Raw genomic sequence first — 17,184 nt, 5'->3', positions numbered from 1 at the left:
GTCTGTCGATCGAATGACGAGGAAGGCATGAACGAAGCGAAGAAGCTGCGCCGCACGTCGGCGGGCGGCTACGCGCGCGGGGACGAAACGCGCCAGCGGATCATCGAGGCGGCGATCGAGCTGTTCGGCGAGCGCGGGTTCGCGGGTGCGTCGACGCGCGAGATCGCCGCGATGGCCGGCGTGAACGCCCCGGCGCTCCAGTACTACTTCGAGAACAAGGAAGGCGTCTACCGCGCGTGCGTGGAGACGATCGCCGAGAACGGCTGGGAGGTGTTCGCGCCGGCGGTCGCCCACGCGTGGGCGGTGCTCGATGCGCACGCCGAGGTCGACGAGCTGATCGACGCGTTCATCGGGCTGCTGCGCGCGCTGTCGGACCGGATGTTCACGTCGCCGAAGACGATGAACCAGCGGATGTTCTTCGCGCGCGAGCAGGGCGGCCAGGAGCCGGCGAACGCGAGCGAGATCCTGATGCAGCGCATGCGCAAGCCGCTCAACGACGTGAGCGCCGAACTGATCGGCCGGATCTCGGGGCGGGCCGCCGACGATCCCGTCACGCGGTTGCGTGCGCTGAGCCTGTTCGGGCAGATCACGGTGTTCCATATCGCGCAGCGTTCGGCGCTGCAACTGCTCGAATGGGACGCATTCGACGGCGAGCGCGCGGCCTTGCTGAGCGGGACGATCGCCGACCAGACGCGCCTGCTGCTCGAGCAATGGCACGCGCGGCGCGGCGCGCCGGAGGCCGGCCCCGGACGGGGGGCGAGCGCCGTGGCGAAACGCACGGCGAAGGGGGGCGCGGCGAAGCCCGCCGCCAAAGGCGCGCGGCGCGCGAACAAGCCTGCCCAGGGTTGAGCGCGGCGGGCCGCCGGTTCCGGCCGGTCAGCCGGGCTTGCGTTCCGGTTCGGCGCTCGGCGATGGCCGGGATGCCGTCGCGGCAGCCGGGCCGTTGACGTCGTTGCCGCCGCTGTCGCGGTTGCCGGCGGGCTGCGATCCGCCCGCGTACGTGACGGCGCTGCGCTGCGGATCGGCGATCCGGATGCCGCGCTCGCGGAACGTCTCCGCGATCCGTCGGTTGAATTCGCGCTGCACGCTCCAGCGCGTCGAGTCGGTGCACTGCATCTGTCCGGCCAGCGCGAGCGCCGCGCCGTCGACCTGGTCGATGCCCCAGTAGCTGAAGTCCGACAGTATGCCGTCGCGGTAGGCCGGATCGTCGCGCAATGCGGCCCCGATCTCCTTCAGCGTCGCGATCGCGCGATCGATGTCCTCGCCGTAAGCGATGCTGACCTTGACGGCCGCATTGCCGAGCCCGCGATTCGTGTTGTTGACGGTCGTCACCGAGCTGAACGGGATCGTGTACAGCGACCCGTCCCCCGCGCGCAGCCGCACGGTACGGATCGACAGGTACTCGACCGTGCCCGACACGCCGGCGAGCGTGACCCAGTCGCCCACCTGCATCGCGTTTTCCATCAGCAGGAAGATCCCGGTGATGAAATCCTGCACGAGCTTCTGCGAGCCGAAGCCGAGCGCGACGCCGAAGATGCTCGCGCCGGCAAGCAGCGGGCCGACGTTCACGCCGAGCTGGCTGAGGCCCGTCAGCACGACGACGAGCGCGATCATCACGAACAGCAGCGAGCGCAGCATCGGCAGCAGCGTGCGCAGCCGCGCCGCGCGCACGAGATTGCCTTCGCGGGTCCAGCGCTGCAGGCGGCGCTCGATCGCGATGTTCGCCGCTTCCCATACGACGAGCGCGACGACGGCCGCGATCGCGATCGTCACGAGCGCCGACGCGAGCCGGTGGCCGATCGTGCCGGTTTCGAACGCGCGGAAGATCGGCACGCCCCAGATCTGCAGCAGCAGCACGACGGTCACGACGCCGATCGCGCCCGACACGATCTGGCGCAGCAGCGGGTAGTAGCGGGATGCGTGCAGATGGACGAGCGTGCGATCCTCGTCGCTGCCCTGGAACAGCCGCGCGAGCGCGCCGAACACCACGATCGACACGATCCGCATGGCGATCATCACGGCGATCGAGCGGCCGCCGAGCGTGATCAGCACGCGGTAGCCGTTGTGGACGTCGAGCGCCCACACGAACCAGAGCGCCATCACGACGAATACCGATACGGGCGCCCATGCGTCCGCGAGCGCGTTGCCGAGCATCGCGAAGGCCGGACGTTGCGCGCCGGCCGCGCGGATGCGCTCGGCGACCGGCCGGCGGCATGTCAGGATCAACGCGGAGACCATCAGGTGCGCGGCGAGCGCGACGGCTTTCAGCAGCGCGACGTGACCGGCCTCGCTGAGGCCGAAGTTCGCGGCGATCTCGACGGCGGCCGTGCAGGCGCCGACCACGATCACGATCCGGGCGATCGAGCGCTGCGCGAAGCCGGCCCCTGCGTCGCTGACATGCAGCAAGCGCAATTGCCGCGCATCGGGCTGGAAGAACAGCCGGCTGACGATCGTGACGAGCCGGCAGATCACGTAGATGTCGATCAGCGCTTCAAGCGCGGATTCGACCGGGGTGCCCGCGTCGCCGATCGCCGACATCGTCAGGCTCGCGACGCCGACGAACACCAGCAGCGGCACCGTGCGCAGCGCGAGGCTGACGAGCGCGCGCGGCATCCGGTGCAGCAGCGTGGTGTGGCGTCGTGCGTGGCCGCGGCCTTGCGACGACGCGGGCGCGGCGTTCGACGCGCCGGGTGCGGCCGGTGCGTCCGGCGGCGCTGCGTTGCCGTTGCCGGCCGGGCCGGAACGGGGCGCGGCGCGGCGCGACGTGTCGGCGCGCCGCGCGGCCACCGTGGCCAGCGCGCGTCGCAACAGCCGCTTCGCGAACCATTCGACGAGGAGCGCGGGCGCGAGCACGACGACGATGAGCCAGAGCGCGTGCGCGAGATCCGCGCGCGCGTCGGCGCGCACCAGCTTGTCATGCCACCAGTTTCCGACCGAACCGACGTCGAGCAGCGAGTGCAGCGATTCCTTCAGCGCGCCGCCGATTTCGGTGGCCCACCGCGAGCCCTGGCGGACGAGCATCGATGCAAGCCCGTTCGACGTGAGCGCGGCGGGGGCCGCCGCCGGTGCGCCGCTGGCGGCGGCCGGCCCGCTCGCCGCCAGCGCGGGCGCGCTCAACGCGCCGACGGCCGCGATCGCGCGCAGCGTCGTTTCGACCTGCGCGCGATCGCGGGGATTCTCGAGCACATCCAGTGCCTGCCGGGCCTGTTGCGGCGTCAGTGCGGGCGCGGCGCCGGAGGCGGCCGGCGTGGGGGCGGGGGCGGCCGCGTGGGCGGCCGAGACGACGGCGGCAAGCAGCCAGCCGAGAAGGAAATGTCGCATGGAGTGGGCATGCGGGCGCGCATCGGGGCGCGGCCCGCCGGGCTGAACGATGGACGGAAGTTAACATGATCGCGGCGGGAACCGAATAGTTCCGCAGACGAATCGCCGGATCGGGCGTGCGCGAGGCGGTGCGGGCGCATGCGGCCGGCTCGCGCGTCGCATCGCCGGTTGTGCGTTCGGGCACGCATGCGTCGGGCGCAAACGGTGGTCGGTCCGGCAGGCGGGCACGTCACGTCTGCCTGATCGCGGGACCGGAAGCGCGTGTTTTCCGGTCACGACCGGCGCTGCGCGTATCGCACCGTATTAATCAGGAATGCTTCTCGATCGTGCTTCCCTTCGCGAAGGACCGGACGCGCGCATGCTTCGGTTGCTTCCGCGATGTCATGCACGGGCCGTGTCGATCCCGGCTTCGACGCGACCTGACAGGCGCCGGCCACGTGCATGCCCGGTGAATACGTGCGACGTTGCACGGCGGCTGCGAAGCACGGCATGCGCGAATGCCGCCGAGGCTGGACAGGTCGCTTCGACGCAGCGGGGCTGAAAGCGGCGGGGCGTGCATAATCGGTGCCCTCTGTCATTGAGCGGCGAATCCGGATGAATGCACGGCGGCAAGTAACGATGGGTCTGGTGGCGGGCGCGGCGCTCGCCGTGGCGATATCCGGTGCGCGCGCGGACGAAGCGCAGCGTGACGGGATCTGCAGGACGGCCGAGGAAACGGGCTACACGGCCGATATCCGCAATTGCCTCCGGCTGAAATACGACGCGGCCGACCAGCGGTTGAACGCCGTCTACCAGGCGAAGATGGCGAGCCTCGATGCCCAGGACAAGTTGCGGTTGCGTAACGACGAGCGCCGCTGGCTCGCGGCGAGGGACGCGACATGCGCGGAGTCGCGGCAGCCCGATGCCGGCGGCACGCTCGGGCTCGTGGAGCACGACGGTTGCCTCGTCGACGAAACCGAACGTCGCATCAAGGTCATCGCCGCCTTTCGTTGAGGTGCGGCGCCGCGCCTTGCGCCGCGTGATCCGCAGTGTCGTGCCCGCGCAGCGCGCGACCAGAACGTGGCGCTACGCGTCACGACGGGCGGTCGTGCCGTACCGGCTTCGAATGCGGGCGTCCGGACGGACGAGGGCGGGCCGCGCACGGGCCGCAAGTGCGTGCGGCCGGCGTGAAGCGTTTGCAAGCCGATCGACGTCGACGCACGGATGCAACGGCGCAACGCCGTGAAGCCGTGAAGCCGTGACGGCGGCGCGGCAGGCGCGGTCGACCGTCATCGAACCAGCGGGTGTTTCAGTTTCGAAACGTTCGTGCATCCGGCCGGTGCGCGAGTCGCGCCGATCGCAGGGATTCGGCCCGCGCGGCCTTGCGGCACGAAGCATGGTGCGCTCCTTGCATGTGTGTACGCGCCGTGAGCGCGGTCGAGGACGCAGTCGGTCCGGCGATCGCTTCAGTGGGTCGGACGCACCGGAGACGGGGACAAGAGAATGAAAAGAGACCGAATCGCAACGTATCGTGTCGCAAACATGAATCGCCGACCTGCCAGGATATTCGCCTCGCCGTTGATTGCGGCGACGTGAGTGCGGCTTTCCGTTCCATCCGAGCAATCGGGTTCGTTCTGAACGACGACGTGCAGGCATGACGCACGAGGCCGACTGGTGCCGGTCGGCCGTCGGGGATGAACCACGAGCGCCCGCGGATGGCCCGGTTTCGATTCCGGATCGTCATTCCGCCGCGCGCAACGCGAGTCGCCGCGCGACGCATGCGTTCGCTTGCCGTGCCCGGCAGCGGCGCGACGGGCACGGACCGGATTCGCACCGGGGAGCCGGCGGCGCAGCGATGCGCGCGGCATCCCGGGACCCGCGCAGTTCAGGGGGAGCGTTCGCCGGCCGTGGCGAGGCGGACGCAGCGGAATCGTGCTGTCAGTTGATCCACTACCCCGATGGATCAATTGTTGAAGCGCCCATCGCCCGGTGGCGGATGGGCGTCTTTTTTTGTGCGCCGGCGCGTGTCGCGGGCTCCGGCCCGATCGTGCGGCGTTCTGTATGATGTGCTGGCGTGCCTGGCCGCCCGTGCGGGCGCACGGCTTGCCGGCGCGCCCGATTACGCGTTGCCGACATGAACGATACAACCCTGCACGACCCTTCGACCGCCAGCATCGATCCCGCCGCGCTCGATGCGCTCCATACGTTCGTCGAACGTCATCCACGCCTGCTCGTGCTCACCGGCGCGGGCATCAGCACCGATTCCGGCATTCCCGGCTATCGCGACCGCAACGGGCAATGGATGCGCTCGCCGCCGATCCAGCTCCAGGAATTCCTCGGCTCCGATGCCGCGCGGCGGCGCTACTGGGCGCGCAGCATGATCGGCTGGCCCGTCGTCGGCCGCGCCCGGCCGAACGGGTCGCACGTCGCGCTGGCGCGGCTCGGCGGCGCGGGACGGATCGAGCGCCTCGTCACGCAGAACGTCGACGGCCTGCACCAGCGCGCGGGCAGCGGCGACGTGATCGAACTGCACGGCGGGATCGACGGCGTCACGTGCCTCGGCTGCGGCGCGCATCATGCGCGCGCGACGATCCAGGTCATGCTCGAAGCCGACAACCCCGACCTGCTGGGCGCGCAGGCCGAACCGGCGGCGGACGGCGACGCGCATCTCGAATGGGCCGCGCTCGACACGTTCCGGATCCCGGCGTGTCCCGCGTGCGGCGGCCTGCTGAAGCCGGCGGTCGTGTTTTTCGGCGAAAACGTGCCGCGCGAGCGCGTGGCGCTCGCGTCGCAGGCGCTCGATGCGGCCGATGCGCTGCTGGTCGTCGGCTCGTCGCTGATGGTGTATTCGGGCTACCGCTTCTGCGTGTGGGCGCAGGCGCAGCACAAGCCGGTCGCCGCGCTCAATCTCGGCCGTACCCGCGCCGACCCGATGCTGGCGCTGAAGGTCGAGGCGCGCTGCGCCCCCGCGCTCGACGCACTGGCGGCGCGGCTGGGGCTTGCGGGCCAGGCGGCGGGGCAGCCGTCATGACCGGCGCGACACCTTCGCACGACGATCCGTCCGCGCGGCTGTCGGCGCCGGCGGCCGAGCGCAATCGCGGGCCGATCCTCGACGTGTTGCGCCGCGTCCTGCCGGCGAGCGGCGCCGTGCTCGAGATCGCGAGCGGCACGGGCCAGCACGTGGTCCACTTCGCGCAGGCGCTGCCGGGCCTCCACTGGCAGCCGAGCGATCCCGACGCGCAGGCGCGGCGCTCGATCGCCGCGTGGGTGGCGCACGCGGGCCTCGGGAACGTCGCCGGGCCGCTCGCCTTCGACGTGCGCGATGCGACGTGGCCGGTCGCGGCGCTCGACGCAATCGTCTGCATCAACATGATTCACATCTCGCCGTGGGCCTGCACCGACGCGCTGTTCGCGGGCGCCGCGCGCCTGCTGCGGCCGGGCGGCGTGCTGTTCCTGTACGGGCCGTACCGCCGCGAGGGGCGGCACACGGCGCCGTCGAACGCGGCCTTCGACCTGCAGTTGCACAGCCGCGACCCGTCGTGGGGCGTGCGCGATCTCGAGACCGTCGTCGCGCTGGGCCTCGATCGCGGGCTCGACTGCGTGGAGGTGGTCGAAATGCCGGCGAACAACCTGAGCGTCGTGTTCCGGCGGCTGCCGCACGCGGAGCAATGACACGCAAACGCGCATCGCAGCCGGGTTTCCACTATCCTTTCGCCTGTGCGCGCGGCCCGGTTCGGGTTGCGCCCCGTTTTTTCCGGAGAATTGACTAATGGGCAAACAAGCAATCGGTGTGATCGGGCTGGCGGTGATGGGCCGCAATCTCGCACTCAATATCGAGAGCCGCGGTTACGCGGTGTCGGTGTACAACCGCAGCCGCGAGAAAACCGACGAACTGATCGCCGAATTCCCCGGCCGCAATCTGGTGCCGACCTACACGCTCGAGTCGTTCGTCGAATCGCTCGAGACGCCGCGCCGGATCCTGATGATGGTGAAGGCCGGCGAGGCGACCGACGCGACGATCGCGTCGCTCAAGCCGCTGCTCGAGAAGGGCGACGTGCTGATCGACGGCGGCAATACGCACTTTACCGACACGATCCGCCGCAACCAGGAGCTCGCGCAGTCGGGCCTGCATTTCATCGGCACCGGCGTGTCGGGCGGCGAAGAGGGCGCGCTGCGCGGCCCGTCGATCATGCCGGGCGGCCAGCGCGACGCGTATGACCTCGTCGAGCCGATCCTCAAGGAGATCGCAGCGAAGGCGCCGTCGGACGGCGAGCCGTGCGTCGCCTACATGGGGCCGGACGGTGCGGGCCACTACGTGAAGATGGTCCACAACGGCATCGAATACGGCGACATGCAGCTGATCGCCGAGAGCTATGCGGTGCTGAAGGACGTCGCGGGCCTGACCAACGACGAGCTCGGCGCGGTGTACACCGAATGGAACCAGGGCGAACTCGACAGCTACCTGATCGAGATCACGTCGAAGATCTTCGGCAAGAAGGACGAAGAGACCGGCAAGCACCTCGTCGACGTGATCCTCGATCGCGCCGCGCAGAAGGGCACCGGCAAGTGGACGAGCCAGAACGCGCTGGATCTCGGCGTGCCGCTGCCGCTCATCACCGAGTCGGTGTTCGCGCGCGTGCTGTCGTCGCTGAAGACCGAGCGCGTCGCGGCCAGCAAGATCCTGTCGGGCCCGGCCGCCGCGCCGTTCGACGGCGATCGCGCCGCGTTCGTCGAAGCGGTGCGCCGCGCGCTGTACCTGAGCAAGGTGATCTCGTACGCGCAAGGCTTCGCGCAACTGCGCACGGCGTCCGGCGAGTACGGCTGGAACCTCGATCTCGGGACGATCGCGAAGATCTTCCGCGCGGGCTGCATCATCCGCGCGCGTTTCCTGCAGAAGATCACGGATGCGTACGCAACGGATCCGGCGCTCGCGAACCTGCTGCTCGATCCGTACTTCAAGGACATCGCCGCGAATTACCAGGCGTCGCTGCGCGACGTCGTGGTCGCGGCGGTGAAGGCCGGCGTGCCGGTGCCGGCGTTCGCGTCGGCGGTCGCGTACTTCGACAGCTACCGTTCCGAGCGGCTGCCGGCGAACCTCGTGCAGGCGCAGCGCGACTTCTTCGGCGCGCACACGTTCGAGCGCACCGACAAGCCGGGCAGCTTCCACGCGAACTGGTCGTAACTGCCGGCGAGCGAAGCATTGTTGCGAAAATCTATTCTTTGAATAGGGTTTTTCTATCCCGGATGCCGACATTGTTGGCTCCGGGGAAACAGTGTTTTCGTTCTTTCATGGTTTTCCCTAGGGGACGCCGGGACTAAACTCTGTTCCATCGCTGCAGACATGGTGTGTGCGGCGGAGCAAAAAAATCCCGGAGGTAATCATGAAATCGCTGATCGCAACGTTCGCCGCAGCTGCCGTCCTCGCCGTTCCCGCCGTCTCGTTCGCCCAACAGAACGTACCCGTCACCCGTGCTCAGGTGAAGGCCGATCTGGTGGCCGTCCAGCAGGCAGGCTACAAGCTGGGCAGCGACCGCACGAACTACCCGGCAAGCATCCAGGCCGCTGAAGCCCGCGTGAACCCGCAACAGAACGTCGCCGCAGCCGACACGACCGGCTATGGCGCGCAACCGGCCGCCGCGCAGGAATCCGGCTCGCCGGCCAAGGCGAAGACCGGCTGGCAAGTCAAGCGCATCGCTGACGACGCCCCGATCTACAAGGGTCGTTAATGGTGCGGCCGCTGCGGCGGCCTGATCCGACCCCTGAAGTACAGGCAGCCCGCCGTTCCGTCATCCGGAACGGCGGGCTGTTTCATTTGGGGGGCGCGTCGCGCGCCGGGGTCAGTGCAGCGGGCGCTTGCCGCGCCCGATATCCCGGAACAATGCTTCGGCCGGCTCCAGCACCTGCAGCCACGTTTCGTCGTAGCCGCTCAGCGTGTCGAGCGCATCGCGCAGCCGCTCGATCGCGAGGACCGGCAGTTCGACGCTGTGGCGCGTGGCGCCGGTCAGGTGCGCGACGCTCGCCAGCTGCACGAGCGCATCGGCCGCCTCGGCGACGTCGTTCGCGAACAGCAGGTGCCGGTTGAGCAATTCGACCAGGCCGCTGGAACCGGCGAAATCGTCTGCGTTGAGCTGCACGGAAAGAAACGTCGCGTTGTTCATCGTCATGCTCCTCGTTGTCGTTGGGTCGCGTTGCGCACCACCGAGTATAGGCGTCGATCGAAGGGGAGAATGTGACGCGGCCGGGGCGGCGGGCAACGGCGGCGCGGCATGGGTCGGACCCGCGCCGGGCCGGCCCGGCGGCCCGCGCGGCGGGCCTGGCGGGCGTCCGGCGCGCCGGTTCGGCGCCGGAAGATTGTTGCCGGAACAGCCAACTGTCGCGGTCATGACCGCCACAAATGGTATCTTTGCCGGTCGGGACGACGCGAACAAGGGGCCGGTGAGCCCATTCGCGCCGACGTTCCGCAGTGGAAACTGACGGCCGCGCGAGCGGTCGGAAACTGGTTGACCCGGCCGTTCGGCCGGACATCGTGCGTCGTGCGCCGGGGGGCGGCGGGCGGCGCGACGACGCAAATCCGGGAGGACCCTTGAGAGAAACTTTTCCCATCCACGATGCGCTGACGCGCTGGTTGCCGCCGGCGGCGCTCGTCGCCGCGGCCATCGCGCTGACAGGCTGCACACTGACGCCGTGGACCGACACCTGGCAGCCGGCTCGCCAGCCGGCACCCTCGTCGGCGGCGACGCCGGGCGTGATCGCCGGTTATTACCGCGTGAACCCGGGCGATACGCTGGCGAGCATCGCGAATGCCTACGGGCAGCGCGTGCAGGACGTGGCCGGCTGGAACCACATGGCGCCTGCCGATGCCGTGTATCCCGGCCAGGTGCTGCGCGTCGCGCCGCCGGCCGTCGCGGCCGCCCCGCCCGGGCAGCCGCCCGCCGCGGCCGCGCAGCCGGGCTCGCTCGCCTGGCCGGCCACGGGTGTCGTGGCGGCGCCGTTCTCGGCCGGCAAGACGCGCGGCATCGTGATCGCGGCATCCGGGCCCGACCACTCGGTCCGGGCCGCGGCCGCCGGGCGCGTGGTGTACGCCGGGTCCGGCGTGAAGGCCTACGGCCCGCTCGTGATCCTGAAGCACGAAAACGGGCTCATCACGGCCTACGGCCACAACGACAAACTGCTCGTCAATGAAGGCGACGCGGTGCGTCAGGGCCAGCCGGTCGCCGAAATGGGCATCGACGCGAGCGGCCGGTCGACGTTCGAGTTCGAGGTTCGCCAGAACGGCAAGGTCGTCGATCCGATGAACTTCCTGCCGCGCAACGGCGGCTGACGGCGCCTGGCGCCACGTGTGCGCCGGGCGGCGCACACGCTCCCGCCGCTTCTCCCTTTCAACCTTCCCTGAGCGTCGCGGCGCCGGGTCGTCGCACGTGATTGCCGAGCCAGCGGATGCCCAGTGCGAGCGCGGCCGCGCCGAGCGCGATCAGCGAGCACTGGATCGCGACCGGCAGATAGCCGTGCGGCCGCGGATCGACGAACGGGTAGGGGTACCAGTTCTCCAGCGCGCCGCGCACGAGCGTGTAGCCGAGGTAGACGACCGGAAAGGCGAGCCACGCGAACGCGCTGCGCCGCGGAATCGGCAGGCGCGGCTCCACGTACAGCCAGTCGCACAGCATGACGAACGGCACGATCCGGTGCAGCACCCAGTTGTTGAACGCCGGCGTGATGTGGCGCAGCGCGTCGAGCCGCGCGAGCAGGAGTTCGTAGACGATCGCGGTGATCAGCACGTACAGCACGGCGGCGCCGCGCATCGACTCGTAGCGGGCGGAGCCGGGGCGCGCGATGCGCCAGAGCCCGGCGGCGAGCATCGCGGCCGCGTAGAGGCTGCTCAGTTGCGTGAAGTAGCTGAGGTAGTTGCCGAGACGGAAATCCGGCAGGTGCCAGTAGTTGGCGACGCTGTGCAGCGTGGTGGACACCGCGAGCAACGCGGCGGTCAGCCGATAGGCCGCTACGAAGAACGCCTTGCTCATGATGCCCGCGCGCCGTCGCACCAAAGCTCCATCGTGCCACAGCGGCCCCGGCGCGCGATGCGTACTTTCCATATGAGCACCGGGCCCGCCGCGCCCCGGCGATTCGTCGGATATTTGCGCGCGTCGGGCAAAACCGGGCGCGCGTGCGGCTACAATCGGGGCAGCCTTGCCGGCCTGCCCGGGCCGGTTGCGCCATGCGCCCATTCCCCGCACACAACACGAGACGAAGCATGAGAAACATCCTCGCGAAACAGACGCGCTACAGCTCGCCCGCGATCTTCTTTCACTGGGCCGTATTCCTGCTGGTGGCGCTGGCCTATCTGGCCATCGAGATCCGCGGGCCGAAAGGCAGCGACAGCCGTGTGTTCTGGATGAACGTGCACCTCACCGCGGGCACGCTCGTGCTCGTGCTGTCGGTGCTGCGCGTGCTGTGGCGGGCCGTCAGCCGCGCGCCGCAAGCCATCCCGCAAGCGGCGCTGCTGCGCTGGCTGTCGAAGCTCGCGCATGTCGCGCTCTACGTGTTCATCATCGCGCAGCCGCTGCTCGGCATCATGATGATCAACCTGGGCGGCAAGCCGGTGTCGCTCGACTGGCTCGGCGTGTCGTTCACGCTGTTCGGCCCCGACAAGGCGCTGCGGCCGACGATCAAGGAAGCCCACGAACTGATCGGCAACGCGTTCTACTTCGTGATCGGCCTGCACGCGCTGGCCGCGCTCTACCATCACTTCATCCGGCGCGACGACGTGCTGCGGCGCATGGCGCCCTGAACGCCGCCGTCCGGCAGCTCGCGGCAAGCGGGGGCGCATGGTTGCGTTGACAACCATGCGCCCCCGCTTCGTTTACCGCTTTCCGCACTGGCCTTCGCGGTAAACATTCTGTAACATCTCGGCTGTTTTTACATTCCGCTTACTCGCCGCCGAGCATGCTGCACCGACATCGTCACCTGACCGCCTGGCTTGGCGTGCTCGCGATCTGGTTCGCGATCGCGGCGCCGCTGGTGTCGCAGTGGCGCGTCGCGCAGGCGGCCGCGCCCGACGCGATCGTTTGCAGTACGGAGCATGGCGCGCATCCGTCGAGCGATGCGGGCCGCATGCACGATCATGCGCCGCATCTCGATGCATGCGGCTACTGCGGCTTCTTCGCACACAGCCCCGCGATCGGCGCGCCCGCCGTCGCGCCGGTCGCCACCGTTCCCGACTTTGCCGTTTCCGCCGCCGCGCCGCCTGCCGTCGCGGCGCGCGCCGACCGCTATCCGCGCGCGTACCCGCGCGCCCCGCCCGAGCGCGCCTGACGCGCTGTTTCCGTTCTTTTCACCGCCACTATCCGTGCGGCCCGTCGAGGCCGCGTGGAGGGCGTCACTCGGGCTTTTGATCATGACCATTTTCCAGTTGCGTGCGCCGCGGGCGTCACGCAATACCTGTGCGCGGCGCCTGCCGCGGATGCTGAAACTGACCGTTCCCGCGCTGGCCGTCGGCGCGCTGGCCGCGAGCGCTGCCGCCGCCGAGACGGCGCACGCGGCGGGCACGCCCGCGGACGAGACGGCCGCGCCGCTGCCGGCCATCGAAGTCGTCGCAACGCCGCTGAAGACGCCGCTCGTCGTCGTCACCGATCCGAAGACCCCGCGCCAGCCGTTGCCGGCCAGCGATGGCGCCGACTACCTGAAGACGATTCCCGGTTTCACGTCGATCCGCAGCGGCGGCACCAACGGCGACCCGGTGCTGCGCGGGATGTTCGGCTCGCGGCTGAACATCCTCGCGAACGGGATGTCGACGCTCGGCGCATGCCCGGGCCGGATGGACGCGCCGACGTCGTACATCGCGCCGGAGAGCTACGACAAGGTCACCGTCGTCAAGGGGCCGCAGACCGTGCTGTACGGCCCGGGCGCATCGGCCGGCACCGTGCTGTTCGAGCGCGTGACGCCGCGCTTCGACAAGCCCGGCATGCGCTTCGAGGGCAGCCTGGTCGGCGGATCGTTCGGCCGCAACGACCAGAACGTCGACGTGACGGCCGGCACGCCGGACGTCTATGGCCGCGTGACCGCGAACCACGCGCATTCGCAGGACTACAAGGACGGCAACGGCAACACCGTGCCGTCGCAGTGGGACAAGTGGAACGCCGACGCGGCGCTCGGCTGGACGCCGGACGACCGCACGCGCGTCGAACTGACCGCCGGCACCGGCGACGGCTACGCCCGCTATGCGGGGCGCGGCATGGACGGCGCGCATTTCCGCCGCGAGACGTTCGGCCTGTCGTTCGACAGGAAGCATCTCGGCGACGTGCTCGACCGGATCGAGGCGCGCGTGTACTACAACGAAGCCGATCACGTGATGGACAACTACACGTTGCGGCAACCGGACCCGACCAGCAGCATGCCGATGCGGATGGCGTCGGAAGTGCGTCGCCGCACGATCGGCGCGCGCGCGGCGGCGACCTTCCGTTTCGGCGACGCGTTCAAGCTCGTGACGGGCGTGGACGCGCAGTCGAACCGGCTCGACTCGCGCTCGGCGATGGGGCGGCAAAACTACGGCGACATGCCGTGGGATGCGCAGGCGACGATGTGGAACGCGGGGACGTTCGGCGAGCTGACGTGGTACGCGAGCGACGTGTCGCGCGTGATCGGCGGCGCGCGCGTCGACTATGCGAGCGCGCGGGACAAGCGCGCGACGACGAGCGGCATGATGATGACCATGCCGAATCCGACCTTCGACGACGATCGCTCGCGCGTGCTGCCGAGCGGCTTCGTGCGCTACGAGCGCGATCTCGCGTCGCTGCCCGTCACGTGGTACGCGGGGCTCGGCCATACGGAGCGCTACCCCGACTACTGGGAGCTGTTCTCCGCGACGCGCGGGCCGGCCGGCTCGGTCAACGCATTCTCGGCGGTCCAGCCGGAGAAGACCACGCAGCTCGACATCGGCGCGCAGTACAGGAGCGACCGGTTCGATGCGTGGGTGTCGGCCTATGCGGGCTACGTGCAGGACTTCATCCTGTTCAACTACGCGGCCGGCATGATGGGGCCGACCACGCAGGCGACCAACGTCAACGCGCAGATCATGGGCGGCGAGGCGGGCCTGTCGTGGCGGCCGGTCGCGCCGCTGCGCGTCGAGACGTCGCTCGCGTATGCGTGGGGGCGCAACGTCGCAAGCGGCGATCCGTTGCCGCAGATCCCGCCGCTCGAGGCGCGCTTCGGGCTCGAATACACGCGCGGCGCATGGTCGGCCGGCGGCCTGTGGCGCATCGTTGCGCCGCAGCATCGCTATGCGCTGAACGAGGGCAACGTGGTCGGCAAGGACTTCGGGCCGAGCGCCGGTTTCGGCGTGCTGTCGCTGCATACGCAATACAACGTCAGCAAGACCGTGCAGATCTCGGTCGGCGTCGACAACGTGCTGAACAAGGCCTACACCGAGCATCTGAACCTGGCCGGCAACGCGGGCTTCGGCTATCCGGCGAATTCGCCGGTGATGGAGCCGGGCCGGACCGCGTGGGTGCGCGTGAGTGCGAAGCTGTAACGCATCGCGGGTGTGCGTTGCAGCATGCGCATGCACTGGCGCGGCCCCGCCCGAACGGGCGGGGCGCGTCAACCGATTAGAGAACCGTATCTAGTCGGGGCGCAAACGTTCGCGACTCGTGATTCACTCCCGCATTCGACGCACACGGCGTTCGCGAGGCTGGCGACGCATGATGGGCGTCGATCCGGCTGCATTCGCACCGGCAGCACAATAATCAGGAGAACATGCATGGCCAGATCGATGCGTTCCAGGGTGGTGGCAGGGGCAGTGGCATGCGCGATGAGCGTCGCGCCGTTCGCGGGGGCGACCGCCGTGATGACGCTCGCGACGACACACGCGGCGATGGCGGCGACCGCCGCCGACAACTACGCGGCGACGCGCTATCCGATCATCCTCGTGCACGGGCTGTCGGGCACCGACAAGTACGCGGGCGTGCTCGAGTACTGGTACGGCATCCAGGAGGATCTGCAGCAGCATGGCGCGACCGTCTACGTCGCGAACCTGTCGGGCTTCCAGAGCGACGACGGCCCGAACGGGCGCGGCGAACAGCTGCTCGCCTACGTGAAGACGGTGCTCGCCGCGACGGGCGCCACCAAGGTCAATCTCGTCGGTCACAGCCAGGGCGGGATGACGTCGCGCTATGTCGCGGCCGTCGCTCCCGATCTTGTCGCGTCGGTGACGACGATCGGCACGCCGCATCGCGGCTCGGAATTCGCCGACTTCGTGCAGGGCGTGCTCGCGTACGATCCGACCGGCCTGTCGTCGACGGTCATCGCCGCGTTCGTCAATGTGTTCGGCATCCTGACGAGCAGCAGCCACAACACGAACCAGGACGCGCTCGCCGCGCTGAAGACGCTGACGACCGCGCAGGCCGCCGCATACAACCAGAACTATCCGAGTGCGGGCCTCGGTGCGCCCGGCAGTTGCCAGACGGGCGCGCCGACGGAAACCGTCGGCGGCAGCACGCATCTGCTGTATTCGTGGGCCGGCACGGCGATCCAGCCGACGCTGTCCCTGTTCGGCGTCACCGGCGCGACGGATACGAGCACCGTGCCGGTCGTCGATCCGGCCAATGCACTCGACCCGTCGACGCTCGCGCTGTACGGCACCGGCACCGTGATGATCAACCGCGGCTCGGGCCAGAACGACGGGCTCGTATCGAAGTGCAGCGCGCTGTACGGCAAGGTGCTGAGCACGAGCTACAAGTGGAACCACCTCGACGAGATCAACCAGTTGCTGGGCGTGCGCGGCGCGTACGCGGAAGATCCGGTCGCGGTGATCCGCACGCATGCGAACCGGCTGAAGCTGGCGGGCGTGTAACCGATGACGGCACGAGGAGGACGCGCGCCGCTCACGCGGCGCGCCGTGGTGTACGGCGTGGTGGGGCTGGCGGCGATCGCCGGCGTCGCGTTGTGGAGCGGCGCCGGGCGGCATCGCGCGACGGGCGCCGCCGGCGATTCCCCGGAGGCTGCGGCGGTGGGCGGCGGGGCTGCCGCCGCGCCGCAGGCCGCCACGCCGGCGAGCGACGGCCTGCCGCCGTCGCTCGCCGGTTCCAGCGCGCCGCGGCTGCCGCTCGATGCCGGCGGCCATCTGGCGAAATCGCGCGCGGTGCGCGATTTCTTCGACTACTGCCTGACCGCGCAGAGCGACCTGGGCGCGGCCGCGCTCGATGCGTTCGTCGCGCGCGAGATCGCCGCGCAGCTCGATGGCACGCCTGCGCAGGTCGAGGCGCTCGACGTGTGGCACCGGTATCGCGCGTATCTCGATGCGCTCGCGAAACTGCGCGATGCCGGCGCGGTCGACAAGTCCGACCTGGGCGCGCTGCAGCTCGCGCTCGACCAGCGCGCGTCGATCGCGGCCCGCGCGCTCGGCGACTGGAGCCAGCCGTTCTTCGGCGCGGAGCAGTGGCGGCAGCGCTACGATCTCGCGCGCCTGAAGATCGCGCAGGATCCCGCGCTGACGGACGCGCAGAAGGCCGAGCGCCTCGCGGCGCTCGAGCAGCAGATGCCGGCGGAGGAACGCGCCGCACAGCAGCGGGTCGACCGGCAGCGCGCCGCGATCGACCAGATCGCGAACCTGCAGAAGAGCGGCGCGACGCCCGACGCGATGCGTGCGCAACTGGCGCAGACGCTCGGCCCCGAAGCCGCCGCGCGTGTCGCGCAGATGCAGCAGGACGACGCCTCGTGGCAGGGCCGCTATGCGGACTATGCGGCGCAGCGCGCGCAGATCGAGGCGGCGGGCCTGTCGCAGCAGGATCGCGATGCGCAGATCGCGGCACTGCGGCAGCGCGTGTTCACGAAACCCGGCGAGGCCGTGCGCGCGGCCTCGCTCGATCGCGGGGCGGGCGGTGCGCCGTGACG

General features: G+C 69.8%; 15 protein-coding genes. 12 read left to right on the top strand and 3 right to left on the bottom strand.

Going from position 1 to position 17,184, the window contains the following annotated elements:
- Positions 1-27 precede the first annotated feature (27 nt).
- On the top strand, positions 28-849 hold the full coding sequence (locus GQ57_RS23440; protein WP_034199148.1) for a CerR family C-terminal domain-containing protein: 822 nt from the start codon (positions 28-30) through the stop codon (positions 847-849).
- Positions 850-876: 27 nt separating this feature from the next.
- On the opposite strand, the gene GQ57_RS23435 is transcribed toward GQ57_RS23440, so the two are convergent.
- Positions 877-3,321 carry a mechanosensitive ion channel domain-containing protein gene (locus GQ57_RS23435; protein ID WP_034199147.1) on the bottom strand — a complete coding sequence of 815 codons (2,445 nt, stop codon included), beginning with the start codon at positions 3,319-3,321 and terminating at the stop codon, positions 877-879.
- A gap of 618 nt (positions 3,322-3,939) precedes the next feature.
- Between GQ57_RS23435 and GQ57_RS38280 the strand changes: the two genes are divergently transcribed.
- The 5 genes from GQ57_RS38280 (at position 3,940) to GQ57_RS23410 (ending at position 9,026) form a co-directional block, all read left to right on the top strand.
- On the top strand, positions 3,940-4,314 hold the full coding sequence (locus GQ57_RS38280; RefSeq protein ID WP_052001443.1) for a lysozyme inhibitor LprI family protein: 375 nt from the start codon (positions 3,940-3,942) through the stop codon (positions 4,312-4,314).
- 1,120 nt (positions 4,315-5,434) lie between these two features.
- Positions 5,435-6,331 carry an NAD-dependent protein deacetylase gene (locus GQ57_RS23425; RefSeq protein ID WP_034199146.1) on the top strand — a complete coding sequence of 299 codons (897 nt, stop codon included), beginning with the start codon at positions 5,435-5,437 and terminating at the stop codon, positions 6,329-6,331.
- A complete protein-coding gene (locus GQ57_RS23420) occupies positions 6,328-6,972 on the top strand; it encodes a DUF938 domain-containing protein (protein WP_034199145.1) in 645 nt (214 codons plus the stop codon). The genes GQ57_RS23425 and GQ57_RS23420 overlap by 4 nt, the downstream gene beginning before the upstream one ends.
- Before the next feature lie 97 nt (positions 6,973-7,069).
- Positions 7,070-8,482, top strand: coding sequence for an NADP-dependent phosphogluconate dehydrogenase (gene gndA, locus GQ57_RS23415; protein ID WP_031400642.1), 1,413 nt, complete (start codon positions 7,070-7,072; stop codon positions 8,480-8,482).
- Positions 8,483-8,681: 199 nt separating this feature from the next.
- Positions 8,682-9,026: a DUF4148 domain-containing protein gene (locus GQ57_RS23410; RefSeq protein ID WP_031400643.1), complete on the top strand. Its 345-nt coding sequence runs from the start codon at positions 8,682-8,684 to the stop codon at positions 9,024-9,026.
- Between the two features lie 111 nt (positions 9,027-9,137).
- Here GQ57_RS23410 and GQ57_RS23405 read toward each other — a convergent pair whose 3' ends face one another.
- Positions 9,138-9,458: a hypothetical protein gene (locus GQ57_RS23405; RefSeq protein WP_031400644.1), complete on the bottom strand. Its 321-nt coding sequence runs from the start codon at positions 9,456-9,458 to the stop codon at positions 9,138-9,140.
- A gap of 425 nt (positions 9,459-9,883) precedes the next feature.
- Here GQ57_RS23405 and GQ57_RS23400 point away from each other — a divergent pair, with 425 nt between their 5' ends.
- Positions 9,884-10,621: a peptidoglycan DD-metalloendopeptidase family protein gene (locus tag GQ57_RS23400; RefSeq protein ID WP_031400645.1), complete on the top strand. Its 738-nt coding sequence runs from the start codon at positions 9,884-9,886 to the stop codon at positions 10,619-10,621.
- Positions 10,622-10,679: 58 nt separating this feature from the next.
- Here GQ57_RS23400 and GQ57_RS23395 read toward each other — a convergent pair whose 3' ends face one another.
- Positions 10,680-11,318: a Pr6Pr family membrane protein gene (locus tag GQ57_RS23395; protein WP_031400646.1), complete on the bottom strand. Its 639-nt coding sequence runs from the start codon at positions 11,316-11,318 to the stop codon at positions 10,680-10,682.
- Between the two features lie 230 nt (positions 11,319-11,548).
- Here GQ57_RS23395 and GQ57_RS23390 point away from each other — a divergent pair, with 230 nt between their 5' ends.
- The 5 genes from GQ57_RS23390 (at position 11,549) to GQ57_RS23370 (ending at position 17,182) form a co-directional block, all read left to right on the top strand.
- Positions 11,549-12,085: a cytochrome b gene (locus GQ57_RS23390; RefSeq protein ID WP_031400647.1), complete on the top strand. Its 537-nt coding sequence runs from the start codon at positions 11,549-11,551 to the stop codon at positions 12,083-12,085.
- A gap of 155 nt (positions 12,086-12,240) precedes the next feature.
- Positions 12,241-12,609, top strand: coding sequence for a DUF2946 domain-containing protein (locus GQ57_RS23385; protein ID WP_034199144.1), 369 nt, complete (start codon positions 12,241-12,243; stop codon positions 12,607-12,609).
- Between the two features lie 82 nt (positions 12,610-12,691).
- Positions 12,692-14,824 carry a TonB-dependent copper receptor gene (locus tag GQ57_RS23380; protein WP_034199143.1) on the top strand — a complete coding sequence of 711 codons (2,133 nt, stop codon included), beginning with the start codon at positions 12,692-12,694 and terminating at the stop codon, positions 14,822-14,824.
- A gap of 228 nt (positions 14,825-15,052) precedes the next feature.
- The gene (locus tag GQ57_RS23375; protein ID WP_031400650.1) at positions 15,053-16,144 is read left to right on the top strand and encodes an alpha/beta hydrolase; all 1,092 of its coding nucleotides are present in this window, start codon (positions 15,053-15,055) and stop codon (positions 16,142-16,144) included.
- Positions 16,145-16,147: 3 nt separating this feature from the next.
- The gene (locus GQ57_RS23370; RefSeq protein ID WP_034199142.1) at positions 16,148-17,182 is read left to right on the top strand and encodes a lipase secretion chaperone; all 1,035 of its coding nucleotides are present in this window, start codon (positions 16,148-16,150) and stop codon (positions 17,180-17,182) included.
- Positions 17,183-17,184: the final 2 nt, after the last annotated feature.

The sequence above is a fragment of the Burkholderia sp. MSh2 genome, from assembly GCF_000731655.1.
GTDB classification, from domain to species: Bacteria; Pseudomonadota; Gammaproteobacteria; order Burkholderiales; family Burkholderiaceae; genus Burkholderia; species Burkholderia paludis.
Note: the sequence above shows the minus strand (reverse complement) of the source record. Positions and strands in the feature narration are given on the sequence as shown.

Excerpts from the sequence above, each read along its gene's own strand:
- gndA (WP_031400642.1), top strand. The coding sequence starts at position 7,070 with ATGGGCAAACAAGCAATCGGTGTGATCGGGCTGGCGGTGATGGGCCGC.
- GQ57_RS23405 (WP_031400644.1), bottom strand. The coding sequence starts at position 9,458 with ATGAACAACGCGACGTTTCTTTCCGTGCAGCTCAACGCAGACGATTTC.
- GQ57_RS38280 (WP_052001443.1), top strand. The coding sequence starts at position 3,940 with ATGGGTCTGGTGGCGGGCGCGGCGCTCGCCGTGGCGATATCCGGTGCG.
- GQ57_RS23440 (WP_034199148.1), top strand. The coding sequence starts at position 28 with ATGAACGAAGCGAAGAAGCTGCGCCGCACGTCGGCGGGCGGCTACGCG.
- GQ57_RS23410 (WP_031400643.1), top strand. The coding sequence starts at position 8,682 with ATGAAATCGCTGATCGCAACGTTCGCCGCAGCTGCCGTCCTCGCCGTT.
- GQ57_RS23370 (WP_034199142.1), top strand. The coding sequence starts at position 16,148 with ATGACGGCACGAGGAGGACGCGCGCCGCTCACGCGGCGCGCCGTGGTG.
- GQ57_RS23425 (WP_034199146.1), top strand. The coding sequence starts at position 5,435 with ATGAACGATACAACCCTGCACGACCCTTCGACCGCCAGCATCGATCCC.
- GQ57_RS23420 (WP_034199145.1), top strand. The coding sequence starts at position 6,328 with ATGACCGGCGCGACACCTTCGCACGACGATCCGTCCGCGCGGCTGTCG.
- GQ57_RS23375 (WP_031400650.1), top strand. The coding sequence starts at position 15,053 with ATGGCCAGATCGATGCGTTCCAGGGTGGTGGCAGGGGCAGTGGCATGC.
- GQ57_RS23435 (WP_034199147.1), bottom strand. The coding sequence starts at position 3,321 with ATGCGACATTTCCTTCTCGGCTGGCTGCTTGCCGCCGTCGTCTCGGCC.
- GQ57_RS23395 (WP_031400646.1), bottom strand. The coding sequence starts at position 11,318 with ATGAGCAAGGCGTTCTTCGTAGCGGCCTATCGGCTGACCGCCGCGTTG.
- GQ57_RS23380 (WP_034199143.1), top strand. The coding sequence starts at position 12,692 with ATGACCATTTTCCAGTTGCGTGCGCCGCGGGCGTCACGCAATACCTGT.
- GQ57_RS23385 (WP_034199144.1), top strand. The coding sequence starts at position 12,241 with ATGCTGCACCGACATCGTCACCTGACCGCCTGGCTTGGCGTGCTCGCG.
- GQ57_RS23390 (WP_031400647.1), top strand. The coding sequence starts at position 11,549 with ATGAGAAACATCCTCGCGAAACAGACGCGCTACAGCTCGCCCGCGATC.